Origin of the sequence: Terracoccus sp. 273MFTsu3.1, assembly GCF_000383675.1 — a bacterium.
Taxonomy (GTDB): domain Bacteria; phylum Actinomycetota; class Actinomycetes; order Actinomycetales; family Dermatophilaceae; genus Terrabacter.
In genome coordinates this window covers 954,396-978,912 of sequence record NZ_KB911820.1, presented here as the reverse complement: position 1 = coordinate 978,912, position 24,517 = coordinate 954,396, and the positions used below count along the sequence as shown (strand labels likewise).

Here is a 24,517-nt window from a genome sequence, read left to right as displayed (position 1 = left end):
GATCGTCGAGGCATGAACGGACCACTCGTCACCTCCCTCGGCCACGCCGGTCTGCGCATCGACGCACCCGGCGTGCGGATGCTGTGCGACCCGTGGATGTCGCCACGCGGCGCGTTCCTCGGGTCCTGGTTCCCGTTCCCCGACAACGCCCACGTGCGGACGCCGCGGATGCTCGACGCCGACTGGGTCGCCATCTCGCACGAGCACCTCGACCACCTGGATCTGCCACTGCTGCAAGGCCTCTCGCCGTCGACGCGTCTCGTCATCCCGCGCTACCCCTCGAGGGAGATGCGCAACCGCATCGCCGGAGCCGGCATCCGCAACGTCGTCATCGAGCTCGACGCGTGGGAGCGGCTGGCCCTGAACGACCGTGGCGACTGGGTCACCGTCATCCCCGAGCTGAGCCCGATGTGCCACGACGCCGCGATCCTCGTCCACGTCGACGGGCACGCCGTGCTGCACACCAACGACGCGCGCCTCAGCGTCAGCCAGCTCCGCCGGGCCGCTGAGGAGTCCGGACGTCCCCTCGACGTCATGGGCGTGCAGATGTCCGGGGCCTCCTGGCACCCCATCTGCTACGACTACCCACCCGAGGTCGTCGAGCGGATCAGCTCCGAGAAGCGCCTGGGCAAGTTCCGTGCGGTGACGCGCCTGCTGCGGTCGGCGCCGCCGAAGATCGTCATGCCGTATGCCGGCCCACCCGCCTTCCTCGACCCCGCCCTCGCGCACCACAACGCCGCGGTGCAGCCTCCCGGCATCTTCCCCGACCAGGCCCAGGCGCTCGCGTTCCTGCGCGACCGGCTCCCGGGCCAGACCTCGCTCTACCTGCTGCCCGGCGACCGCCTCCACGTCGGCTCCGGTGACGTCGAGCGCGACCCGACGTGGGCGGACTTCTCCTTCGACGACACCTCCGAGTACCTGACGGCGTATGCCGGCCGGCGCGCCGACGAGATCGCCGCGGTCTACGCAGAGCTGCCGGACCCGCCTCCGGAGAGCCGGCTGGGCGAGCGCTTCCGCGACCACTTCCTCGCCCTCGGAGCGCTGTCCGACTACTTCCTGCAGAGGATCGGCATGACGGTGCGGTTCGAGGTCCTCGGCCGGGCGGGCGGGACGTGGGACGTGCGCCTCGGACCCGAGACCACGGAGGTGGACCTGACCCCCGCCGGCGGGACGCCCGGCTACCACCTCACGGTCGAGGCCCGGTGGCTCGACGCGGTGCTCACGGGTCGCGTCCGGTGGGAGGACCTCTTCCTCTCGCTGCGCATCCGCGCCAGCCGGGACCCCGACGTCTACAACGACTACCTCGTCGGCCTGCTCAAGCACGCGGACCGGGACGCCCTCGAGGCCGTCGAGGGGTACGAGACGAGCCGCGACCCTGCCGAGACGGTCGTGCTCTCCGACGGGCGGACGGACTACGTCGTGAGCCGCTACTGCCCCCACGCCGGCGAGGACCTCCAGTACGGCGGCGTCGTCCGCGACGGGAGGCTCCGGTGCCTCGGGCACAACTTCGAGTTCGACCTCGAGACCGGTACGTGCCTCAACGCCAGGTGCGACCCGCTCCGGGTGAGCCCGGCGCCGGCACCGCTGGCGTCCGGTCGCTGACGAGCGGTCCGGCGGGCGGGTGGTCGCGCCGTCGGGGGCGCCTCACTGGGGGTGGAGCAGGTAGACCGCGGTCTCGATGAGCACGGCCACCGTGCGCGGCAGCGACGGAGCGCAGAGGTAGCCGGCGTCGAGGTCCACCCGGCGCGGGACGACGTGCTCCAGGTACCACGTCTCGGGGTCCGGGGCCGGGCCCGAAGGGACGGCGGCGAGCGGTGGCTCGAGCACGCGTGAGTCGCGCATCCTGATCTGCGCGGGGCCGGTCAGTCCCGGGGTGGCCTCGAGCACCCAGCGGCACGCCGACGGGTAGCGGCGCGCCAGCGCGACCGTCTCGGGCCTGGGGCCGACGAGGGTCATCTCGCCGCGAAGGACGTTGAGCAGCTGCGGCAGCTCGTCGAGCGAGGTGCGTCTGAGCACGGCCCCGACCCTCGTGACGCGAGGGTCGCGCCCCAACGTGATGTCGAGGCCCTCGCCACCCGAGGTCATGGTGCGCAGCTTGAGGATGGTGAAGGGTCGCCCGCCCGCGCCGACCCGCTCCTGACGGAACAGCACGGGCCCCGGGCTCGTCGTGCGGATCGCGACGGCCGCCACCATGACGAGCGGCGCGCTCAGCACGAGGGCCACCGCGGCGACCACGACGTCGAGCGCCCGACGAGCGGAGCTGACCCGAGCGGCCTCGGCTGTGCTCAGCCGGTTCCGGCCGCCACGAAGACGACGTCGAACTGGCTCGTCACCGCGCGGACGTCGTGTCCCCGGTCCACCACGTAGGCCGAGGGCGTCATGTGTGTCCACAGCTGCGCTCCCTTCTTCCGCCTCTGCTCGAGCGCCCTGGTCAGCGCGTTCGGGACGTCCCCCGGGTCGGCAAGGGTGACGAGCTGGCCCCGGTAGTGCTGCGCCCAGGTCCAGATGTCGACCGCTCTCGCACCCTCGGCGAGGGGGATGTCCACGTAGGTGTGCACGTCGGCCTCGGCCCGCGCGGCGTCGCCGGCGTACGCACCGGGGTGGGCCAGCGCCTTGCGCGCCTGGAGGGTCACCCGGGTGCCCCACCGGCGTACGGCCTCGCGCCAGCACTGGCGCATCGCCTCGTCGCGCGAGGTTCCCTGCTCGTCGTACCAGCCGTCGTCCTGCAGGCCCGTGCTGAGGTCGATGACGTCGACGCCCGCGGCCACGTATCCGTCCACGGCTCCGACGCTCGCCCCCGGGCTCGAGCTCTGCGCGTTCGCCCCGCACATCCGCATGGCAGGCGTCGACGTCGGGGTCCACGACAGGCATCCCAGCTCGGGGACGACGACGTCGATGAGCACCTTCGTCGTCGGGGACGCCGTGTGGATGTCCCGAACGGCTGCTCGCACCACCGCCAAGGCCTGTTCGGGGTCGGTGCCGTCGTGGTACCCGAGCTCGTCGGCGACCTTGATGCCGGACACCCCGGGACGTCGGGCGAGCGCCAGAGCGGCCTCGAGCACCTGGTGGTAGCGCGATGGTCCGTCCAGGTAGGCCTTGACGAAGTCGGACTCGATCCAGACGCCGGTGCCTCGGTGGTGCAGGTCCGCGACGAGCAGCGCGTACCTGCCGTCCGTCATCGACCGCGCCCCCTCGAGGCCTGCTGACGGCGAGGTGGCTCCGGGCGTCGGGGAGCTGCACCCGCCGACGAGCAGTGAGGCGAGCGCGAGCGCCACGACGGTGCGCCTACGTCGCATGGGTCCTCCGCGTGAGGCGACCGACGACGAAGATCGTCGTGAGGTCGGTGACGAGGTACGCGAGCGCACTCGCCACCGCTGCCCCGAGCAGACCGAACGGCGGGATGAGCACCAGGTCGAGCACGAGGGTCGTCACGAGGCCCGCGGTCTGCAGGACCGAGTTGGTGCCCGGACGGCGCGTGCCGAGCAGGTAGCCGCTCGCCAGACCGCCGGCTGGTGAGGCGACCAGGCCCACGGCGATGATCACGGCCGGTAGCACGGAGGCGAGGAACTCGGACCCGTAGAACGCGGGCAGGAGAGGTCTGGCGGCCAAGGCCAGCACGAGTGCACTGACGACCCCCAGACCCGCCAACCGCGGAAGCTGTCGGCGCGCCACCCTCGCGGACACCGCCGGGCCCATCCGTGCCATGCGCGGGTAGCTGACCCAGGTGACGGCGAGGGCCGGCAGCCTGGCGAGCTCCGCGAACTTCGAGGCGACCGCGTAGACGCCCAAGGGTGCCGGACCTGCCAGCGCACCGAGGACGAGGAAGTCGAGGCGGAGGTTGAGCAGGTTCACCAGACCCCCGACCTGGCCCAGCAGCCCGAAGGACACGATGCTTCGGGCCAGCCTGCGATCGGGACGTCCCGTCATCCGCGAGCCTCTGCGGTGCACCTCGCGCACGAGGCGCACCCAGCCCCCACCGGCCACGACGACGTCCGCGACGATGAGCACGACCACGAGCAGGAGCGGCCCACGCAGGCCGACGAGATAGGCGATGCCGAAGGCGGGGAGGAAGGCCACCTCCTCCGCGGCGGTGACCACGTTGGAACCGTGCCGGTCGCCCAGCCCCTGCAGGCTCGACTTCGCCACTCCCAGGGGCAGCTGGGTGCCGACGCTGACCCCTGCCAGGACCATGACCAGCGTGCTCGTCGTGCCGAAGAGGCTCGACGGGATGAGGGGCAGGAGCAGCAGCCAGGCCCCGGTGCCGAGCAGCACTCCCCCGGCGAGGAGGGCGATGATCGTCGGCCACAGCCGCGGGTCGTCGGAGTGGGGGCCCGCGAGGAAGTAGCCCATGGCTCCGGCCAGCCCACAGGCCGCCACGACCCCGACGAGACCAGGGACGACGCGCAGCAGGGCGAGGACACCCACGTCCTCGGCGCCCCCGACGCGGGCCACGATGATCGTTCCCACCCCCAGCGCGACCACGGCGACGAGACGGGCGGCGATGTTGTCCAGGACGTCGCGCCCCGGGATGCGCGGACGACGCCTCCCGGAGGGCGGTTCCCGGTCGGCGGGCCGGGAGGCCCTACCGAGGCCCCGCCCCGCTGCGACAGCGGGCTGCGGCGGGCGCGGCGGAGGGACGTCGGTCGGTCCGACCTGCGCCCGGGCGCCCGGAGCGCCCGGGGCATCTGGCACCGACGCCGCGCGAGCGCCCTCGCTCCGGAGCAGGTCCAGCCCGGCGAGCAGACCCAGGAAGGCCCAGAGGTGACGGAAGTGGAGAACCTCGTAGAACAGGCCCGCCATGACGAACGAGACGCCGATGGCGACGAGCCAGTGCGGGGCGGGAAGGAGCCTCCCGGAGAGCGGCACCCGCGTCGCGCGTCCGCGCGTCGTCGAGACACTCGCGAGCCGGACCGCCACCGAGGCGAGCAGCACCACGAGGCCGAGGCCGCCGACCGCCCCGAGCTCGACCAGCGTCGCCGTGTAGTCGTTGTGCGCCTCCTTGACGTAGGGGGCGGGGATCGAGGCGAGGACCTCCTGCGTCCGACCCGGCCCCACGCCGACGAGGGTGCCGTTCCAGAAGAGCCGTGTCGTCTCGGCGAACAGGACCTGCCGGTCCTGGCTGGAGGAGTCCCCTCGGCCGAACGAGTCGTGCAGGATCGGCCCACCCGAGGCTGCCTGGGCCTGCAGGGATCCCCAGTCGACCGACGTGACGAGAAGCCCTCCACCCACGGTGAGCACCGCGATGAGCACGATGGCGAGTGCTGCACCGCGGGAGCGCCAGACACCGACGACGACGCCCGCACCGACACCGGCCACCATCCCGAGCATGGCGCCGTTGGAGCCCGTGAAGACGACCGCCGCGACGACGAGGAGCACGGCCCCGCCCCGGAGGATGCGGCGCCGGGGGTAGCGGAAGGCGAGGAGGAGGAAGAGGGAGGCGACGAAGTAGTTGCCCGCCAGGTTGGGGTCGCCGAAGGTCAGGGCGGAGCGCGAGCCGTCGCGGGCGGTCTGGCCGGCGAGCCACGGAAGGTTGCCGAGGCGACCGACGACGAGCAACCCCGCGCAGACGATCCCGCTCCAGCACCACGTGACGCACACGAGGCGCACGAGCGACCGGTCCGCACGCACCGCGCAGGCGATGGCGCCGGCCCAGACGAGCAGGAAGAGGTCCTGGCCGAGCACAGCGATCGAACCCAGGTGCTGGTTGGCGAGCGCCGCGACGGCGCCGGCCACCATCATCAGCCACATGCCCGCGGCGTACGGCACGTGCAGGCGCGCACGGTTGCGCGACAGCCACAGCACGATGCCGACGACCGCGAGCACGATCGGCAGGTCGGCGGGAGACGTGTTGCCGGGCCCGGAGGGCACGAGGACGGGCATGCAGGCGATGGCGACCGCGATGAGACGGCGTAGGGACGGGGATGCCGGCGTCACCTCACGGCGACGCTCCGGCGACCTCCGGGCCGTGCTGCTGTGCGCGGTGGCCGCAGGGTCAGCGGTGGCCGCGGTGTCGGCGGTGTCGGCGGGGTCGGCGGTGTCCGTCGTTCTCGTCGGGGCCGTGGTCATGACCGCACCTCCGCGAGCAGCCGCACGTGTGCCCGGGCGAACTCGGGCTGGTCACTGCTCGCCGCGACCTCACCGAGACCGACGAGGAGCGCGTCACGCCACGTCGTGGTCGAGGGACCCGGCCCCAGCCCCGGGGCGATGAACGTGGCCACGCGCTCGGCGTACCAACCCCGTCCGGCCAGCAGGTGGCGCACGGGGTCACCCCAAGCCCCCGCCCTCAGGTCGCCGTGGCCGTGCACGCGGGCGCCAGCTGCGGTGTGCCGGTCGAGGTAGAGCGTGTAGGCCAACGCGAACCGGACGCGGTCCCAGAGCGGGGCGGCACCGAAGCGGACGTGCTCCCAGTCGACGACGCCGGTGACGCGCGGACCCGAGCGCAGGATGTTGCCGCACCAGAAGTCGCCGTGCACGACGTGTGCCGCGTCCAGCTCGCCGAGGCGCTCCCGCGCGCGACGACACACCTCTGCGGCCATCTCGGCGATCCCGTCGCCGGGCCAGCGGGCGAGCAGCGCGTCGCCGACGTCCGGCTCGGGCGCAGGGGGGACCACGACCGGGTGGAGCCGGGTGAGCCAGGCACTCGCCGCGTCGAAGTCGGCGCCCACGGCGCGCGGGCGCGCGCAGTGGTGCCACCGGTGGTAGTCCACGGAGAGCGGGCGGCCCGGCGCCACCGTGGTGACGAGGAGGGTGCAGCCCGAGGCCTCGTGCACGGCGACGAGACCCGGGACGGTGCCGTCGACGAGGCCCGGGTCGAGGTCGCGCACCCGCTCGAGCCCCGCCGCCTCGGTGCGCACCGACTCGACGGCAGCCGGCGTCAGCGCGACCTTCACGGCGAGGGCCGGCCCACGGGCCCCGACCGGGGTCGCGATGACGACCGCCTTGGGGTTGTCATCGCGCGACATGGCCACGACCGCGAGCCGGACGTCACGCGGCCCCAGGTGCTGCCGAAGGACGTCACCGACGAGGACGAGGTCGGGGGCGGATGCCGCGCCGGCGAAGGTGGTCATGGGCGGTGGCCGATGACCATGCGCCCGGGCACGAGACGGCCGACCCAGCGGACGACCGGGCGAGGGCGACCGGCGCGGGTCAGGGCGCTGACGATCAGGGAGCCTCTCGAGAGCCCGGGAGGCACGGTCGCGAACGCGTTCCAGAACCAGCTCATGCTCTCGACCGCATCCTCGACGACGAACGCGGCCGCGCGCAGGTTGGGCAGCACGACCAGCTCTCGGTCGACGACGAGACCTGCCTCCCGCGCAAGGTGTCGGAGACGGCGGGCACCGAGACGGCGGTCCGTGAGCAGGACGAGCTGGTCACCCGAGGAGACCTGCGGAACTGCGGTCCGCGCCGCCGACCCGGTGCCGGGCACGACGACCACCGGGGTCCCCGGGGGCACGAGCAGGGCGAGGGCGGCGTCGACGGCGGTCACGAGGCCCGGTCCCATCGGGCGACCGTTGCCGGATGCGGGCGGCCGGCGGCCGGTTCCGGCGTGTAGACCTCACAGAGGGTGGTGCCCAGCGTGCTCGCGTCGTAGCGGGCGCCGAGCTGCGCCATGGCCCGGTCCGCCCACGCGGCGGCCTGCAGCGGGTGCGTCAACGCGTGGTCGACCGCCCGGGCGAGCTCGCCCGGGTTCTGGGGCGCGACGAGCAGACCGGTCACTCCGGGCACGACGACGTCGGAGACGGCGTTGACCGATGTCGCCACCACCGGCACACCGCACCCCTGGGCCTCGACGATGGCGCACGGGAGGCCCTCGTAGCGGCTCGACATCGCGAAGACGTCGAAGGCGGGGAGGAGCCGGGCCACGTCGTCCCGGTTGCCCAGCAGCAGCACCCGGTCCTCGATCCCCAGGCTGCGCGCCCGGCGGGCCGTCTCCTCGAGGAGGGGGCCGCCACCCACCCAGACGAGCGTGGCGGGGACGGTCATCCGGGTCAACGCCTCGAGCATGACCTCGGGTGCCTTCTGGAAGTCCATCCGGCCCACCGTGCCGACGACGGTCGCGTCCTGGCGCAGTCCCAGGAGCGCCCGGGCGCGGGCGCGTGAGGCCGGAGACAGGGTGACCGACGCCGGCTCCACGGCTGGTCCGATCGTGACGAGCTGCTCGGGCCTCGCGACCCGGCGGCGCAGGGCCTCGACCGCGACGCCCGTGCCGACCGCGAGGTAGATGTCGGTGACGTGCGACAGTCGACGCTCGGTGCGAATGTAGGCCTGACGCACTGCGGCGGACTGGAAGTCGTGCCAAGGGAACCCGTGCATGGTGTGCACCACGCGCGGCACCCCCGCCCTGGCGGCGGCGACGCGACCGAGTACGCCGGCCTTGGCGCTGTGCGTGTGGACGACGTCGAACTCCCCGGCCCGGACGAGCCTGTCGAGCGACCTCAGGGCTCGGGCGTCCTGCATCGGGCTGATCGGGGACACCAGCTCGGGCACGACGACGACCTCGACCCCGTGGGCGCGAGCGGTGTCGAGCAGGATGTCCCCAGACCCGACGATGAGCGTGCTCCGGTAGAGGTCCGGGGGCAGGCTCACCGCGCCACGCACCGCAACACCTCCGGCGCCTGCAACGCACCGCGTGATGATGTGCGCCACCCGCTGGCTCATGGCCGTGCTCGCGTCAGCGGGGGGCCCGGGACCGCCAGGGGAGAGAGCTCGAGAGGCTCGAGCGGCTCGGTCTGCTCGGCGGCGGCGGGGTGACGACCGACGCCGACCGCGAGGTCGACGAGCTCGGCGAGGGAGGCCACCGGCCGGCCCGGCAGCACCACCTCCACGCAGGGTACGGACCGAGCCAGACGTTCTGCCCCGCTGACGATCGCGGGGTGCGCCGGCCCGAGACCCGTGCCGAGGGCGAGGGTGGCGGCGAAGGCCCAGTACCGTCGCAGCTCGCCGGCCGCGTAGGTACCGGTGACGAGCGCGCGGGCGGCCACGGCCGGTGGGATCGCCCGGAGGGCGGCCCGGTCGCCGGTGCCTCGCCGGAGCACGACCACGAGGGTGGGGACGATGCTGTCCTGCCGGGAGTCCCACGGCTGCTCGACGCGACCGTGCGGCATCCGCCGGTGCCCGGACCCCACCGTTGCGCCCTCGACGCGCCGCGGCTCGGGCAGCGCGTTGAGCTGCTCACCGTCGTAGGTGCAGAGGTTGTCGCTCACCGGGGTCCCGTCCTCGCGACCGAGGCCGGCGAGCAGGGTGGACTTGCCCACTCCCCCCGGGCCGGCGAGGACCACGCCCTGGCCCCGGACCTGGGCCGCCGACACGTGCAGCGGCACGTCCCCGCGGACCCCGCCCCACCAGAGCGTCGGGTACTGAAGGAGAGCGGCTCGCCACAGCAGCTCGGTCCGTCCCGGCGTCACGAGGCGCAGGGCACGGTGCCGGGCCAGCGGTCGGGACCTCGCGGTGACGGCGAGCGTCCCGGAGGACGGCTCGACGAGCAGGTCGAGTCCGCTGCCGCACGCATCCGCGAGGACCACCCGGCGGCCGTCCCCGGCGGCTCCGCGCGTGACCGGCGTCAGATCGCGGAGGTCGAAGGGCGCGTGCGTGGACTCGACCGTCACCACGACGTCCGGGGTGAGGAGTGCGGCCGTCCCGCGGGGAACCTCCGTCTCCTGCGAGGGAGGGGCCGCCCCTGACCGGTCGCCGAAGGCACGTTCCGTCACGCCCCTCATGGCCCTGGAGGACGAGCGAACCTCGAGGACCAGGCCGCACGACGTGGCTCGACGGCTCACGGCATGCTCCCGAGCTTCCGCCCGTTGAGCGCCCCGTGGTCGGCGGTCCGCCGCGCGGGCTCGGGCGCCGCCGTCCGTACACCCGCACCGGAGGGGACGGACGGCGTCGGGGCGGTCGTGGACGCCGGCGTCTCCTGCGTTTCGGGCGTGTCCGGCGAGTCCGGGTCCGTCGATGTCATCGACGTCGTCGACGTGGTGGGCGCCACCGGCGTGATGGGCGGTCGCGGCGCGCGGGGGCCGCCCCGGGCCAGGGTCCATCGGTCGAGCAGGAGCCGGCGCCGGAAGGTGAGCACGCCGACGATCGGCCACTGCATCGCAGCAGCCCTGCAGACCACGTCCTCGAGGCTGCGTTGCGACTCGACCGCCGGGCTCAGGGCGATCACGACGGGTCCGTCGACGTCGCGCCCTGCGGAGCCGGACAGCGCGATCGCCGCATCGGGATCATGCTCGAGGCGCAGTCCGGTGAGCGCCTCGAGCTCGTCGCAGGCGTGTGCGGCCCACCGGTCGTGCGACGTCTCGACGGGGAGCAGCAGAACCGGCCGCCCGCCGTACCGAGCGGCGACCACGGTGGCTGCCGTGCCGAACTCCCGGAGTGCACGGGCCCCCTTCGTGCTGGTGAGGTTCAGGGTCGGAAGGTGGCCGAGCAGGGGCGCCTCGAGCTCGCCTGCGACCCACCGCCGGCCTCGGACCCGCGGGTGCACCGCCTCGATGAGGGCGACGATCCCCAGGGCGAGGATCAGCGCAGCCAGGGCCGCCAGCGCCACCAGCTGGCCCACCCGTGGACCGACCGGCTCCGTCGAGGCCACGGCGGGGTCGAGCAGACCGATGCTCGAGCGCTGCGACGAGGCGAGGACGAGGTCGGAGCGCTGGCGCAGCAGATCCGTCAGAGTGGGCGCGTCCGCCGCGATCCGGGCCTGCAGCTCGAGCACCGCCCCCGGGGACGCCGACGCCAGCTGGTGGATCAGACTGTCCCGCTCCTTGGTGAAGCGGTCGATCTGCTTGTTGAGCGAGGCCATCTTGACGGCGTCGCTCTGGTGGGTGGTGTTGGCGTACCTGAGGGCCTGCTGGACGAGCGAGTTCGCGACGATGACCGACCGGTCCGCGTTGCCCGTGGTGACGAGCACGTCGTTGACCGTGGAGACGCCCACCCGGTTCACGGCGATCGAGTGGGTGGCGAAGCGGCTCGGGTCGCCCGTGATCCCCGCCGCGGCCATCGCCTGACGCACCATGTTCGGGGTCGTGATGACACCCTGGAGCCACTGGGTCGCCGCGTCCGCCTGCACGTTGGTGCTCGCGAGGCCGCCCGACATCTGGACACGGGCAGAGGCCTGGTACTGCGCGTCCTGGTTCGTGGCGTAGACGCCTGCGGCCAGTGACGTCACCAGGACGAGCAACCCGATCAGCCACCAGTAGCCGCCGATCAGCCGGCGGAAGGCTTCGTCGAAGCGCATGTGCTCTCTCCTTCAGGACCAGGCGGGGACTAGTGCAGGACGGCGAAGGGCCGCATCCGGGCGACGGGACGGATGATCCGATGGCTCGAGAGCACGGACATCGCCGCGTTGACCCCGGCGTCGTCGAGGTGCGCCGTCTCGCACGGCGCGGTGTCGTCGTAGCGGAACCGGAGCGTGGAGCGCCCCGCGGGATCGGGCTGGGAGGCCCCGCTCGTCGCGAACTGGTCGATGACGGTGCCCGCCCCGTGGCAGGCGGAGTGGAGGCTCTGGCCGCTGGACGGGCCGGCGACCGCGAGGTACGAGGACGTCCGGTGCGTCCCGGGCAGCAGGACTGCCTGACCCGTCTGGGCGAAGGTGGTCCCGGGCGCCATGAGGTGCGCCGGGTAGGCGCGGCACGAGTTGTGGCGGTGCACGACGGCACGTTCCCCCGCGACGTCCTCCTCGTAGATCGAGTTGTGGGGCGAGTCGACGACGAGCCGGCCCGGGGCGCCGCCGAAGGCTTCTGTCGCCAGCTGCCGCAGCGCCTGGTAGGTCGCCATGCGGAACGCGAAGCCGTAGTTCATGGCCGCGGCGTTGGCGAGCATGAGCCGCTTCCCCTCGTCCGAGTCGAGACCGACCGGCGGGCACGCCGCGGTGAAGAAGAGGCGCATCCGCTCGCGGACCTGCTGCGTGGATCGCGCCGTGGCGAGGTGGAACAACGGCTTCTGGACCGCCATCGCCGCCCGCATGACGCGGGCGGTGTCACGTCGGCGGGCGAACAGGTGACCGATCTCGCCCGTCAGCACGCCGCCGCCCGCGTGGTACTGCAGCGTCACCTGGCCCTCGTGGACCCCGAGCTGCCGGGCGGCGACCGGGTCGAGGATCTCCTCGACCACCTGCAGCTCGACGAAGTGGTTCGTCGGACCCACGGTGCCGAAGCGGAGCCGGGCCAGCTGCCACGTCAGCGCGGGGACCTCTGCGACGAGACGCTCGCCGCCGCCCCACGGAGCGAGGTCGATCCGGCCGCTCTCTTCCACCCGCTCGAGCTCGGCGGGGTCGACCCCGTTCCGCTCGACGGCGAAGCCGGCGCCCTCGGTGGCAGCGGCGATGACGTCTCGGTACGACAGGTCGCGCCGGTTGGTCGTGGGATAGGGGTAGCGCTCGCGCACCCGACGGTAGAAGTCGCTGACGGCGGCATCGCTCGGTCGGTCGCAGCCCAGGGCGATGAGCGCCATGCCACAGTTGACCGAGGAGCTCGTCAGCGTCGGCCGGATCGTCCCTGCCGTCGCCACGGCGATGCTCGACGGCATCTCCATGGCCGACTTGTGGTGGAAGTCGGGAAGGACGACCGGTGGCGCCACGAGGTCCATCCCGAGCGTGGCGGAGTTCAGCGACGCGACGAGGTCTCGGTCCGCCGGGACGCGGTCGCTGTCGAACACCCGTGCCTCGTGGTGGCCTGACGGCCGGTCCGACGTGGGCTCGGCGGCGCGACCGGCGATGACGGTGATCTTCATGGGGCGAACCTGTCCTCGTGGGGTGCGGGATGCATCAGTAGTCGTCCGGGTACGGTGCGGACGTCTGGAGGGCGAACGCGTCGCCGGGTTCGGGGTGGTAGACGGGCAGCACCGCACCGAGGGCGCGGCGCACGTCGTCCGCCGCGTTCCGCCGGGCGGCGTCGTAGAGCGCGAGCATCAGGGCGTCGAAGTGCTCGTGCACGGGGACGGCCTGTGCGCCGAAGATGCGTGGATGACTCGTGGGGAGGCACTCCTCGTTGTCGCTGAACAGCGACTCGTGGAGCTTCTCGCCGGGACGGAGCCCGGTGAACTTGACGTGCACGTCGCGGACGCCGAGCTGTCGTGCGAAGTTGGCCACGAGGTCGACGATCCGGACGGGTGAGCCCATGTCGAGCACGAAGGTCTCCGAGCCGGTCGTCAGGTGCGCTGCCTCGAGCACGAGACCGACCGCCTCCTCGATCGTCATGAAGTACCTCGTGACGTCCGGATGCGTCACGGTCACATCCCGTCCCGCCGCCATCTGGGCCACGAGCACGGGAAGGAGCGAGCCGCGGCTGCCGAGCACGTTGCCGAAGCGCACGGCCGAGACCACGGTGCGCCCGCCTGCGTGCTTCTTGACCACCTGCTCGGCGAGGGCCTTCGTCGCGCCCAGCACGGAGGTCGGGTCAGCGGCCTTGTCGGTGGAGATGGCGACGAAGCGCTCGACCCCCGCCTCGACCGCCGCGACCAGCACGTTCTCGGTGCCCTGGACGTTCGACTTCACGCCTTCGCACGGATGCTCCTCGAGCATCGGGAGGTGCTTGAGGGCAGCCGCGTGGAAGACCACCTGCGGCCTGTACTGCCCCATGACCTGTCGCATGCGCTCGGCATCGCGGATGTCGGCCACGACGGTGTCGTGCGACTCGAGGAACGCCTCTCCCCGCAGCTCGAGCTGGAGGCGGTGGAGGTTGGACTCGTCGTGGTCGAGCATGACGAGGCGCTCCGGCACGAAGCCGTTGACCTGGCGGCACAGCTCGCTGCCGATCGAGCCACCGGCCCCGGTCACGAGCACCGTTCTGCCCGTGATGATCTCGGCGACCTCCGGTGACGCGACGTGCAGCTCGCAGCGGCCGATCAGGTTCGCGACGTCGAGCGAGCACATGTCCGTGCCCACGACGTCGCGTCGCAGCAGGGCCACGAACGACGGCAGCCTGCGGACACTGGCCCCGACCCGGGCGGCGGCGGTGGCCAGCCGGGTCACCTCGGCCTCGGGCAGCCCCGGGATCGCGAGCACGACGACGTCGATCCGTTCGGCCGTCGCGACCTGCAGGACGTCGGCCAGCCGGCCGAGCACGGGGAGGTGTCGAACCCGCCGCTTGGAGGGGTCGTCGTCGAGGAAACCCACGGGACACAGCCCGAAGTCGTCGACCCGCTGCAGGTCCCGCGCGAGAGCCTTGCCTGCTGCCCCGGCTCCCACGATGAGGGTCCGGAGCCTGAGGCCGGGACCGGCGCTGCCGAGCCCCGGCATGGTGACCACCTGGGAGGTCATCGCGCGCCCCCGATCCGCCAGAGAGCCGCACAGACCTCGTCGACGTCGTCGTCCGTGAGGTTCTGGTCGAAGGGCAGCGACAGGGTGGTGGCGAAGACGGCGTCGGCGCCGGGAAGGCCGCCGGCAGGCACGACGCAGTGCTCGACGTGCCAGGTCAGCCGGTGCAGCGGGATGAAGTGCACCGAGGTGCCGATCCCCAGGTCGTTGAGCCGGTCGATGAGCTCGTCGCGGGTGACCGCGAAGCCTGAGTGGACTCGCACGGCGTAGAGGTGCCAGGCGTGTCGGCCCTCGACCGGGCGCGGCGGCAGGCTGACCCAGGGGAGGCTGCTCAGCTGCGCGTCGTAGCGCGCAGCCACCTCGCGACGGCGTGCCTGGTCGATGTCGAACCGGCGCAGCTGCGCACGACCGATCGCTGCCTGGACGTCCGTGAGGTTCGCCTTGAGGCCGTCGTCCGCCACGTCGTAGCGCCAGCTCGCGCCGGGCGTGTAGCGCCGCCACGCGTCACGCGACATCCCGTGCAGCCGGGTGCGGGCCATGACCTCGGCGAAGTCCTCGTCGAGCGTCGTCACCATGCCGCCCTCCCCGATCGCCAGGTTCTTCGTGGCGTAGAAGCTGAAGCACGTCGCGCGGGAGATCGACCCGACCGGTCGCGACCCCACCCACGTGCCGAGCGCGTGCGCCGCGTCCTCGATGACGTGGTCGAGACCGATCCCGGCTGCCGCGGCGGCCGCCCCCACGTCGACCGGATTGCCGCCGAGGTGCATGACGACCATGGCCGACACACCACCGACGTCGCGCACGGCGGCGCGGATGTGCTCCTCGCTCGGGACGGCCGTCCACGGGTCGACGTCGGCCAGGACCGGCAGGAGGCCGGCGTGGGTGATGGCTCCGGCCGCGCCACAGAACGTGTTCGTCGACATGAGCACGCGCGACCCACGGGGCAGACCCAGGCCGCGCAGGGCGAGCTCCAGTCCCGCGGTGCAGGAGCTGACCGCGACGCCCCGGGCGGCACCGACGTGATCGGCGAACTCTCGCTCGAAGTCGACGACCTGCTGCCCCGTCGTCACCCACCCCGACTCGAGGACCTGGGCGACTGCGGAGCGGGCATCGGGACCGATCACCGTGCGCGCGAAGGGAATCGAGCGAGCCGCGGCCACTCGTGGTGCGGATGTGTGGACCGTCATGGCTACCCCTGGACGTGAAGAGACTGCGAACGTTGGCGCGGGCGGTGCCCGCTCCCTCGACGGTAGGAACAGGGCGGCGGACCCACACCCGCTCAGCGCCCGAGTCCGCCTACGCCATTCGCGGTAGACGCTCCCTCGGCACTCCGGCCGAGAAGGCCGCCGCGACGGGCCTCCGCCACGGCCGCGAGCGTCGAGTGGACCTGGAGCCGCCGCAGGATGGCTCCCACGTGCGTGCGGACGGTGTTGGGCGACATGTCGAGCAGCCGCCCCGTCTCGTCCCGCGTGCACCCGTCCATGAGGCACCGCAGGACGTCCTGCTGGCGCGGAGTCAGCCGCAGGACAAGGCGGTTCGACGCATCCGACCTCGTCACGCCGCTCGGTGGAGCGAGCACGGCGGTCATCCGGGACACCGGCATGAACACCTCGTGCGCCCCCACCTCCCGAACGGCGGCCACGAGCCGCTCGAGTGGCTCGTCGCTGCACACCCATCCACGGATGCCGGACTCGAGGGCATCACGCACCAGGTCGGCCGCGCCTGCCTCGGTCAGGAGCACGATGCCCAGGTCGTGATCGCGCGCGAGGGCACTGCGCACGAGGTCGGACGAGACCTCCTGGCGGGTGAGGGCGTGCAGGACCAGCACGTCCACGCGGCCCGACCCGAGGAGCTGGGGCAGACCCGCCGACGTGCTCGTCCGGCCGACCACCCGCATGTCGGGTCGGGTTTCGAGGGCCTCCGCCAACGCCTCCAGCACCAGCTGCTGTCGGGCGAAGACCGCAACCCGAACAGGTTGGGGCGCCATCGACCCAGCATCGATCGGGACGGCGCCGTACGCACCCGCCGTCTGGACGACCTGCGGCTACGTCACATGGCCGACCGTGTCGTCCTCAGGCGCGCAGTCGCGCCGGCCAGATCGCCGCGCTCCCGTGGTCGGCGAGCAGGGCTGCCGCCTCGAGCCGGGAGTGGACCCCGAGCTTGGTCAGCAGGTTCTGCACGTGCGTGCGCGCCGTGCTGTTCTGTACGCCGAGTCGATGAGCGATCTGCTGCGTCGCCAGTCCCCTCGTGATGCACCACAGCACGTCCCACTCCCGGTCGGTCAGGAAGCGGAGCGCCCAGAGCGGGTCGTGGGCGGACGGCGGCAGGAACGCCCGCTGCAGCAGCGTCGCCTCCACCGCGACCTGCCCCTCGACGGCCCGGTCGAGCATGAGGCAGATCGCATCGAGGGACATGGCCTTGCAGAGGAAGCCGGCGGCACCGACCGACAGGGCCCCGACGACCGCCTGCGGATCGGCCGTCGCCGAGAGGACGACGACCTTGGTGCCCGGATGGCGTGCCGTCAGCGCGCGCACCGCCTCGAGGCTCGTCCCCTCCGGGAAGTGCAGGTCGATGAGGCACACGTCGGGCGCGTGCTCGGCGACCGCGGCGACCGCGTCGTCGGGCGTGAGGGTCATCGCCACGACGTCGTGACCGCGGGCCTCGAGAGAGGCGCCGAGAGCCTCGAGCAGGAGGCGATGGTCGTCGCAGACCACGATTCTCATCGCGCCTCGGCCCACGGCAGGAGTGGCAGCTCGATGGTCGCGACAGCGCCTCCGTGGACACCGTTCTCGAGCCGGAGTCGTCCCCGACACTCCTCGAGGACCGCTGCCACGGTCACGAGACCGATGGAGTGCTGGGGCACGAGGCGACCCAGTCCTGGTCCGTCGTCGACGACCGTGAGCACAGCCCACGGGGCATCAGCACGGACGACGACCGCCACGTGTCCGTCCGTTCCTGCCGCGCGAGCAGCGTTGTCCAGCAAGCAGATCAACGCACGGACGAGCGAGATGCGCGACGCGAGCACGGGCACCGGCTCCTCCGCCTCGATCGTGACGGTGGACGACGTGACCAGTGCGCAGCAGGAGACCGCGTAGGCCGCGACGTCCCTGAGGTCGAGCATTCTCTGGTCGTCTCCGGGCCCGTCACCCAGGACGGATCCCACGAGCTCGGTGAGCCAGGCGACCTCGTGCTGGATCCGGGTCAGGCGCTCCGTGCTGTCGAGGACCTGTGGGTCGGCGAGGAGGCTGATCGTGGTCAACGGCTGGATGAGGTCGTGGCACAGGGCACGCATCGCGTCATCGCCGTGCCCGCGTATGGCGTCACCGGCGCCCGGACGACACGGCGCGCGGTGACCACCCTCGATGCGTACGTCGCGACGAGGCTGCGCGCCACGACGGATGTAGTCCGACTTTCGGTTCGACATGCGGTCCCCCCGGACATTGTCTTTGTGTACTCAGGCCGAGAGCCCCGCTCGGCCCGCCTCAGGGGTGACATGGCAGAGCACCGTCGCGACCGGCGACGGACCGTCAGTCACCCGATCGGGTGACGTGACGGGATCCGGCCGACGCGGCGGCAGTCGCCGGGCGCCCCACCCGACGCACATCCGACCCCCCAGGCCGGAAGGCTGCCGTCTCACTGTCATCACTGAGGTCCAGAACTGTAGGAGCCGAGGCCCACTCCCGACCCTCCGGCGGTCGCGGACCTAGTGTGAGGAGTCGGCGACCTCCTGCCGTTTCACGGTAACACCGGGTGGCGGCAACCGAGCGGGATCGCCGAGTTCCCTTGCACGAACTGGACATCCGACACAACTCCCCCCGTTCTCCGATGCAGCAACGCCGACGAGGAGCGCCTCGACTCAGCGGCGGACGAGGCGCGCCCGGCGGCGCACGACCGACCGCGGCACGACACGGAGCAGCCCGACGATCGCCTTGTACTGGAGGCCCGGGACCGAGACGACCCGTCCCTTGTCGACGTCGTCCAGGCAGTCGGAGACGAGCCGCGTCGGGTCGAGCCACATGAACTCGGGCCCGGGCTTGCTGATCCCCGCGCGCTGCTGGAACTCGGTGTTGGTGAACCCGGGGCACAGGGCCGTCACGGTGACGCCCGACCCGGTGAGCTCGCTGGCGAGCCCCTCGCTGAAGGTCGTGACCCACGCCTTGGCCGCGGAGTAGGAGCCGGAGGCGATGAAGCCGGCCACGGACGAGACGTTGACGATGCGGCCCCGTCCGCGTTCGCGCATCGCGACACCGGCCGCGTGCGAGAGGACGAGCACCGCCCGCGTCAACACGTCGAAGGCGGCCTCCTCGACGGCGACGTCGTTGCGCAGGAAGCTGCGGCGCTGGCCGTAGCCGGCGTTGTTGACGAGCACGTCGACGGGACGCTCGGGATCGGCGACGCGGTCGGCGACCGTCTGCAGGGCCGCCCGGTCCGAGAGGTCGGCGACGAGCACCTCGGCCGTCACGGCATACCTGCTCGTCAGCTCAGCGGCGACGGCGTCGAGGCGCTCACGGTCGCGCGCGACGAGGACCAGGTCGTGCTGGCGGGCGGCGAGCTGCCGCGCGAACTCGTGTCCGATGCCGGCGCTCGCGCCGGTGACGAGGGCGGTGGGTCGCGTCGTGCGCGGTGCAGTCATGTGGCTCACCCTAGGGATCGGCCGTCGGCCCCGCGGTCTAGGGTGGCCGACTGTGCGCATCGCCACCTGGAACGTCAACTCCATCCGATCCCGCGTCGACCGCGTCGCCGCCTGGCTGGAGCGCAGCGACGTCGACGTGCTCGCGATCCAGGAGACCAAGGCGCGCGCCGACCAGTTCCCGCTCGAGCGGTTCGAGGCTCTCGGCTACGAGGTCGCCCACCACGGGCTGAGCCAGTGGAACGGCGTCGCCGTCGTGTCGCGCGTCGGTCTCGAGGACGTGCAGGTCGGGTTCGACGGGATGCCGGGCTGGGGCGACCCGGTCGCGCCCGAGGCGCGCGCCATCAGCGCCCTGTGCGACGGCGTACGCGTGTGGTCCCTCTACGTCCCGAACGGCCGCTCGCTCGACGACCCGCACCTCGCCTACAAGCTGAGCTGGCTCGAGGCGCTGGCGGCGGCCGGTCGCGGGTGGCTGGCCGACGACCCCGGGGCGCAGATCGCCCTGCTCGGCGACTGGAACATCGCGCCGACGGACGCCGACGTGTGGAGCGTCCCCTACTACGAGGACAAGACCCACACCTCGCCCGGTGAGCGCGCCGCCTTCCAGGCCGTCGTCGACGCCGGCTTCAGCGACGTCGTGCGCCCGCACACGAGCGAGCCCGGCACCTTCACCTACTGGGACTACACGCAGCTGCGCTTCCAGAAGCGGCAGGGCATGCGCATCGACTTCGCGCTGTGCTCGCCCGCCCTCGCCGACCGCGTCGTCGGGGCCGCCATCGACCGCGAGGAGCGCAAGGGCAAGGGTGCCTCCGACCACGCGCCCGTCGTCTTCCAGGTCGGCGACACCGGACAGCCCGAGCACGTCGGGACGACGGGGGCTGACGCGTGAGGCGCCACGACCGCCGCGGCATCGTCACCCCCGACGGCGCCATCCTCTCGGTGCACACCCACGTCGACCCGCAGCTCCCGGCGGACGCGCCGACCCTCGTGCTGGCCCACGGGTGGGCCGTCGACCACGAGAGCTGGCTGCCGGTCGTCGAGCAGCTCGCCGACGAGCCGATCCGGGTCGTGCTCTGGGACCAGCGGGGGCACGGGCGCTCGACGATCGGGCTGCGTCGGGCCGAGATCGCGTCGATGTCGGTCGAGCACACGGGACGCGACCTCGACGTCGTGCTGCGCAGTGTCGTGCCGCCCTCCTCCCCGGTGCTGCTCGCCGGGCACTCGATGGGCGGCATGACGGTCATGGCCCTCGCCGAGCAGCGCCCCGACCTCTTCGGCACGCGCGTGCGGGCGGCGCTCCTCGTCGCGACCGCGGCCTCCCACGTCGCCCTCGGCGAGCGCACCGGTGAGGCCGCCGTGATGCGGATGGCTGCCCGCGGCCTGCCGCTGCCCCCCGGCGGCAACGCCCGGATCCGCTCCCTCGTGCGCGGCCTCTTCGGCGAGGACGCCGACCCGGCGGACGTCGAGACCGCGTGCGAGCAGGTGGCCTCCACGAAGCTCACGACCTTCGCCGCCTTCTACGGCGCGCTGCTCTCCGTCGACCAGCGGGCCGGCTTCCCCGCCCTCGAACGCGTCCGGGTCGCCATCGTCGCCGGACGTCTGGACCCGCTCATGCCGGTGACGCGGGCGCGCGCGCTGCGCGTCGCCCTGCCGCACGCGACGTTCGTCGACATCCCGCGCGCCGGCCACATGCTGCCGTGGGAGGCGACGGACGTCGTCGCCGACGAGGTACGCGGTCTGCTCGCCGAGCTGCGCGCCCGTCCCGCCACCGTCTGAGTCCGGACGGGACCTCCGACCGGCGTCGCCTCAGAGGGCGACGAAGCGGGGTGCGTCGGCGTCCGCCGGCTCGGCGGCGGACGTGCGGCGACCCAACCCGAGGGTGAACGCCACGCCGGCTCCGAGCAGGGCGGCGATCGCGCCCCCGAGGAAGACCGTCTGGACCTGCACGACGCCGGCCCCGATGAGGGCGTCCGTGTCGAGCTGGTCCGGCAGCCGGCGCACCGCCTCGAAGTAGCGGTTGAGCCCGATCGACGTGAGCAGCGCGAGCCCGACGACCATGCCGACCATCCGGGCCACGACGACGAGCGAGCTCGCGACCCCGTGCGCGTCGGCCGGGGAGTCCGCGAGCGCCGCGTTGTTGACGGGCGCGAGCGCGAGGCCCATGCCGAGGCCGACGACGACGAGGACGACCGTCGCCGGGACGGTGTCGCCGACCGACTCGAGCGTCCAGCGGGACATGACGACGAGGCCGACCCCGGCGAGGAGCAGGCCGGCACCGGCGACGGCACCGTCACCGAGTCGGCGCAGCGACCAGCCGCCGACGAGGGCACCGACGGGCACGGCGAGGAGGAAGCGGACGAGGACGAGCGCCGCGCCGGTCTCGTCGTAGGTGTCGGTGAGCCGCGCGAGGAGCGGCACGTCGACGACGACCGAGACGAGCGCCGCCCCGACGAGGAGGCTGACGACGAGCGAGCGGCCGCCGCGCGCCCCGACGACTCCCCGAGGGATGAGGGGGTCCGCCGCGTGACGGTGCCACCACACGAGGGCGAGGAGGGCGACGGCGCCGACGGGCAGCAGGCTGTAGCCGAGCGGGCCGACGACCTCCTTCTCCGGGTCGGACGACGCGAACGTCAGCACGAGGCTGCCGAGCGCGACCGCCACGAGCAGGGCGCCGACGAGGTCGGCCCGCCGCAGGACGGCCCACCACCGCGGCGCCGTCAGCACCGCGACGACGACGAGCAGCGCGAGGCCGACGACACCGACCGGGGTCAGCACGCGCGAGCTGCCGGCGAAGGGCACGAAGGGCGCACCGAGGGCCACGTCGGTGACGAGGGACTCGGGAGCGGCGAGCGCGAGCCCGGTGACGGCGAGACCGAGGACGAGCAGCACGGCCGTGATCGCCGACAGGACGCGGCGGCCACCCGAAGAGCGTTGGCGAGGCACGTCAGCCGACCCCCGCGAGGCGCCACGGGGACCGAGGAGGTGGATGACGGCATACAGCACGAGGGCGGCGGCGACGTTGAGCCAGAAGATCGCCCGCCATCCGGACCACGCCAGCACGACTGCGCCGAGGACCGGGCCGAGCACCGAGCCGAGCTCCTGCACGGCGCCGACGACCCCGAGCGGAGTCCCACGCCGGTGCGGCGGCCAGAGGTCCGCGACGAGGGCGAGGGTGGCCGGGACGAGACCGCCGCCACCGATGCCCTGCAGGACCCGACCGGTCACGAGCACCGGCATCTCGACGGCGAGCGCCGTGACCGCCGAGCCGACGACGAAGACGAGGAGGCACCCGAGCAGGATGCGCCGTCGGTCGAGCAGGTCGGAGAGCCGGCCGATGAGCGGCAGCACTGCGATGTAGCCCAGGAGGAAGCCTGAGATGATCGGTGTCGCCCGCTGGAGGGCGTCGATGCCGATGCCGACGCCGGCCATCATGTCGGTGAGCGCCAGGACGACGACGTACGTGTCGGCGGCGGCCAGCGCGACCGCGGCGGACGCGGCAGCGAGCAGCGCGAGGCGGTGCGTGCCGGCAGCGGCTCCGGACGGGTGTGGTGACGTCACCGGCGCGTCAGGGCTTGGTGATGGTCACGGGCTGGCCGTACTGGTCGAGCGTCAGGGTGTACGTCGACGTCGTGCCGGCGCCGAAGAACGGGCCCGTGATGACGACCTGGCGCAGCTCCTGGGAGTCCGTCAGGCCGTAGGTCGCCTGGAACGTGCCGTTGGGGTCACCGATGAGGAAGAGGTCGGTGACGGCCTTGCCCGGCACGCTGCCCTTGATCGTCGTCAGCACCTCGGAGCCCTGCCTCACCTTCTCGCCCGCGACCGGGGAGGCCGTCGCGGTGAGGAGCGTCGTCAGCCCCTTGTCGGGTGAGAAGAGGACGGCCGGGTCGGGGAGGCCGAAGGTCTTGGGGTCGATCTTGTTGGTGCCGGGGACGAGGGGCAGCTTGGCGTAGACGTCGCCGTCGAGCGAGGTGATCTCGGCGTCGGCCTGGATGCCCTTGAGCGTCACCTTGAAGGTGCCCTTGAACGCCGGCGGGTGCTTGCCCCAGCCGTCGGCCGACACGACGCCGCTCGCACCCTGGGGGACGTTGCTGCTCGCGAGCCTGAGGTGCACCGAGGGGGCAGCGTCGACCTTGGCCTTGGCGGCAGCGAGCTGCTGCGCCGGCGAGAGCAGCGACGCGCTCGGCGTCGACCCGTCCGGGCTGCTCGAGCAGGAGGCCACCCCGACGACGCAGAGCGCCGAGAGGGCAGCGGCGGCGAGCGTTCCCGTGATGCGCATGGGGGTCAGGCTAACCGAGGAGGCCTCTCCCCTCGGTCCGCCACGGCAATGTGGGTATGGCTAGGGTCGGGGACGATCACGGCGGGACAACCCTGCCACCAGACGAAGGAGCACGAACCCATGGCCCTGCTCGGAGTGATCCTGCTGCTGGTCGGCGCCGGAGTCGGCGTCGTCGCCTACCTGGCGACCCACGCCGCCGCCGGGACGGTCGCCGTCACGGCCTTCGGCTTCACGCGCAACGCGACGCCGCTCGAGCTCGTCGTCTACGGCGCAGCCGCGGTCCTGCTCTTCGCGCTCGGCTGGGCCATGGTCTCGGCCGCCGCCCGCCGCCGGGCCCGCCTGCGCCGCGAGGAGAAGGAGGCGACCCGCGTCACCGAGCTCGAGGAGAACGCCGAGGCCGCGCGCCTCGACCACGAGCGTCGCCTCGAGGAGGCCGGTCTGCGGGACGAGGACCTGCGCCGCCGCGAGAGCGAGCTGGCGGCTCGCCACGAGGGCCTCGACACCCATGAGGCCGAGCTGTCGCGCCGCGAGGCCGAGTGGCGCGAGCGCGAGGGCCCGTCGGTCGCCGACGTCGTGACCGGCCGCGCCGACGGGAGCGTCAACGAGGGCACCGCGTCGTGGGCGGACGAGCCGCGCTCGGCGGGCAACGTCGAGCGCCCGGCCGAGACGCGGAGCAGCCGTCGCGCCGACCGCACCGACGCGCTCGACCCGGCCGACACCACCCCCTCCGACGAGCGCGAGCAGCGCGACTCGACGGTGTGAGGGACCACACCGCCTACGTCTTCGACCTCGACGGCGTCGTCCGGGACTTCGCCCCGGGCGACGCGAACCCCGCGATCGAGGCAGCGCTCGGGCTGCCCGCGGGGCACGTGTCGGCGACGGCGTTCCGCAGCGAGCTGCTCCTGCCGACGATCACCGGTCGGCGCACCTTCGACGAGTGGTATGCCGCCATCTGCGCCGCGCTCGAGGAGGTCGTCCCCGAGCCGGCGCGGGTGCACGAGCACATGGCGCGGTGGCGTCAGCACCGTGGCACCGTCATCGACGAGACGGTCGAGCGCCTCGAGGCGCTGCGGTCCGGCGGCCACCGCACCTACGTCTTCACCAACGGCACCGACCACGTGCCCCAGGAGATGGAGCTGCTCGGGATCACCCGGCTCTTCGACGGCCTGCTCAACAGCGCCGACTTCGGCGTCGCCAAGCCGGACCCGCTCGCGTATGCCGCCGCCCACCGCGCCATCGAGGCCGACCTCGGGCGCGTGGTGACCCGTGACGAGGTCTGGTTCACCGACGACCGTGACGACAACGTCACCGCCGCCCGCGAGTTCGGCTGGGACGCAGAGCTCTTCACCCGCTGAGGGCTGTGACG

The 24,517-nt window shown here is 72.9% G+C and carries 22 protein-coding genes; 5 read left to right on the top strand and 17 right to left on the bottom strand.

Annotated elements, in window-relative coordinates; all coding sequences use genetic code 11:
• The first annotated feature begins 12 nt into the window (after window positions 1-12).
• Window positions 13-1,602, top strand: coding sequence for a Rieske 2Fe-2S domain-containing protein (locus tag H283_RS0104915; protein WP_020142404.1), 1,590 nt, complete (start codon window positions 13-15; stop codon window positions 1,600-1,602).
• Window positions 1,603-1,644: 42 nt separating this feature from the next.
• Here H283_RS0104915 and H283_RS28045 read toward each other — a convergent pair whose 3' ends face one another.
• From H283_RS28045 to H283_RS0104840, 15 genes are all read right to left on the bottom strand, one after another.
• The gene (locus tag H283_RS28045; RefSeq protein ID WP_051103547.1) at window positions 1,645-2,289 is read right to left on the bottom strand and encodes a sugar transferase; all 645 of its coding nucleotides are present in this window, start codon (window positions 2,287-2,289) and stop codon (window positions 1,645-1,647) included.
• Window positions 2,286-3,296 (bottom strand): hypothetical protein, encoded by a 1,011-nt coding sequence (locus H283_RS28040; protein ID WP_196805905.1) that lies wholly within the window; start codon window positions 3,294-3,296, stop codon window positions 2,286-2,288. The genes H283_RS28045 and H283_RS28040 overlap by 4 nt, the downstream gene beginning before the upstream one ends.
• Window positions 3,286-6,066 carry an O-antigen ligase family protein gene (locus H283_RS0104900; protein WP_020142401.1) on the bottom strand — a complete coding sequence of 927 codons (2,781 nt, stop codon included), beginning with the start codon at window positions 6,064-6,066 and terminating at the stop codon, window positions 3,286-3,288. The genes H283_RS28040 and H283_RS0104900 overlap by 11 nt, the downstream gene beginning before the upstream one ends.
• A complete protein-coding gene (locus H283_RS0104895; protein ID WP_020142400.1) occupies window positions 6,063-7,067 on the bottom strand; it encodes a phosphotransferase family protein in 1,005 nt (334 codons plus the stop codon). The genes H283_RS0104900 and H283_RS0104895 overlap by 4 nt, the downstream gene beginning before the upstream one ends.
• Window positions 7,064-7,501: a hypothetical protein gene (locus tag H283_RS0104890; RefSeq protein WP_020142399.1), complete on the bottom strand. Its 438-nt coding sequence runs from the start codon at window positions 7,499-7,501 to the stop codon at window positions 7,064-7,066. The genes H283_RS0104895 and H283_RS0104890 overlap by 4 nt, the downstream gene beginning before the upstream one ends.
• Window positions 7,483-8,586, bottom strand: coding sequence for a glycosyltransferase (locus H283_RS24060; protein ID WP_196805904.1), 1,104 nt, complete (start codon window positions 8,584-8,586; stop codon window positions 7,483-7,485). The genes H283_RS0104890 and H283_RS24060 overlap by 19 nt, the downstream gene beginning before the upstream one ends.
• A gap of 68 nt (window positions 8,587-8,654) precedes the next feature.
• Window positions 8,655-9,605, bottom strand: a complete 951-nt coding sequence (locus H283_RS0104880; RefSeq protein ID WP_156022972.1) for a hypothetical protein — start codon at window positions 9,603-9,605, stop codon at window positions 8,655-8,657.
• Window positions 9,606-9,772: 167 nt separating this feature from the next.
• The gene (locus H283_RS0104875; protein WP_020142396.1) at window positions 9,773-11,227 is read right to left on the bottom strand and encodes a hypothetical protein; all 1,455 of its coding nucleotides are present in this window, start codon (window positions 11,225-11,227) and stop codon (window positions 9,773-9,775) included.
• A 29-nt stretch (window positions 11,228-11,256) separates the two neighbouring features.
• Window positions 11,257-12,720: an RNA-splicing ligase RtcB gene (locus H283_RS0104870; protein ID WP_020142395.1), complete on the bottom strand. Its 1,464-nt coding sequence runs from the start codon at window positions 12,718-12,720 to the stop codon at window positions 11,257-11,259.
• 34 nt (window positions 12,721-12,754) lie between these two features.
• The gene (locus H283_RS0104865; RefSeq protein WP_156022971.1) at window positions 12,755-14,248 is read right to left on the bottom strand and encodes a polysaccharide biosynthesis protein; all 1,494 of its coding nucleotides are present in this window, start codon (window positions 14,246-14,248) and stop codon (window positions 12,755-12,757) included.
• Window positions 14,245-15,432, bottom strand: coding sequence for a DegT/DnrJ/EryC1/StrS aminotransferase family protein (locus tag H283_RS0104860; protein WP_051103522.1), 1,188 nt, complete (start codon window positions 15,430-15,432; stop codon window positions 14,245-14,247). Before H283_RS0104860 ends, H283_RS0104865 begins: the two co-directional genes overlap by 4 nt.
• Before the next feature lie 92 nt (window positions 15,433-15,524).
• Complete coding sequence (locus tag H283_RS0104855) at window positions 15,525-16,232, bottom strand: DNA-binding response regulator (RefSeq protein WP_020142392.1); 708 nt, start codon at window positions 16,230-16,232, stop codon at window positions 15,525-15,527.
• A gap of 85 nt (window positions 16,233-16,317) precedes the next feature.
• Window positions 16,318-16,968 carry a response regulator transcription factor gene (locus H283_RS24055; RefSeq protein ID WP_156022970.1) on the bottom strand — a complete coding sequence of 217 codons (651 nt, stop codon included), beginning with the start codon at window positions 16,966-16,968 and terminating at the stop codon, window positions 16,318-16,320.
• Complete coding sequence (locus tag H283_RS26505) at window positions 16,965-17,537, bottom strand: sensor histidine kinase KdpD (RefSeq protein WP_020142390.1); 573 nt, start codon at window positions 17,535-17,537, stop codon at window positions 16,965-16,967. Before H283_RS26505 ends, H283_RS24055 begins: the two co-directional genes overlap by 4 nt.
• Window positions 17,538-18,101: 564 nt before the next feature.
• Entirely contained in the window at window positions 18,102-18,878 is a 777-nt protein-coding gene (locus H283_RS0104840; RefSeq protein ID WP_020142389.1) for an SDR family oxidoreductase, read from the bottom strand.
• Between the two features lie 52 nt (window positions 18,879-18,930).
• Between H283_RS0104840 and H283_RS0104835 the strand changes: the two genes are divergently transcribed.
• Together H283_RS0104835 and H283_RS24045 are read left to right on the top strand one after the other, a co-directional pair.
• Complete coding sequence (locus H283_RS0104835; protein ID WP_020142388.1) at window positions 18,931-19,764, top strand: exodeoxyribonuclease III; 834 nt, start codon at window positions 18,931-18,933, stop codon at window positions 19,762-19,764.
• Window positions 19,761-20,651 carry an alpha/beta fold hydrolase gene (locus H283_RS24045; protein WP_020142387.1) on the top strand — a complete coding sequence of 297 codons (891 nt, stop codon included), beginning with the start codon at window positions 19,761-19,763 and terminating at the stop codon, window positions 20,649-20,651. The genes H283_RS0104835 and H283_RS24045 overlap by 4 nt, the downstream gene beginning before the upstream one ends.
• Window positions 20,652-20,681: 30 nt before the next feature.
• Here H283_RS24045 and H283_RS0104825 read toward each other — a convergent pair whose 3' ends face one another.
• The gene (locus H283_RS0104825) at window positions 20,682-22,433 is read right to left on the bottom strand and encodes an MFS transporter (RefSeq protein WP_020142386.1); all 1,752 of its coding nucleotides are present in this window, start codon (window positions 22,431-22,433) and stop codon (window positions 20,682-20,684) included.
• A 7-nt stretch (window positions 22,434-22,440) separates the two neighbouring features.
• Entirely contained in the window at window positions 22,441-23,151 is a 711-nt protein-coding gene (locus H283_RS0104820; protein ID WP_020142385.1) for an LppX_LprAFG lipoprotein, read from the bottom strand.
• Window positions 23,152-23,271: 120 nt separating this feature from the next.
• Here H283_RS0104820 and H283_RS0104815 point away from each other — a divergent pair, with 120 nt between their 5' ends.
• Together H283_RS0104815 and H283_RS0104810 are read left to right on the top strand one after the other, a co-directional pair.
• Window positions 23,272-23,913 (top strand): hypothetical protein, encoded by a 642-nt coding sequence (locus tag H283_RS0104815; RefSeq protein ID WP_028785324.1) that lies wholly within the window; start codon window positions 23,272-23,274, stop codon window positions 23,911-23,913.
• Entirely contained in the window at window positions 23,910-24,506 is a 597-nt protein-coding gene (locus H283_RS0104810; protein WP_020142384.1) for an HAD family hydrolase, read from the top strand. Before H283_RS0104815 ends, H283_RS0104810 begins: the two co-directional genes overlap by 4 nt.
• Window positions 24,507-24,517 lie beyond the last annotated feature (11 nt).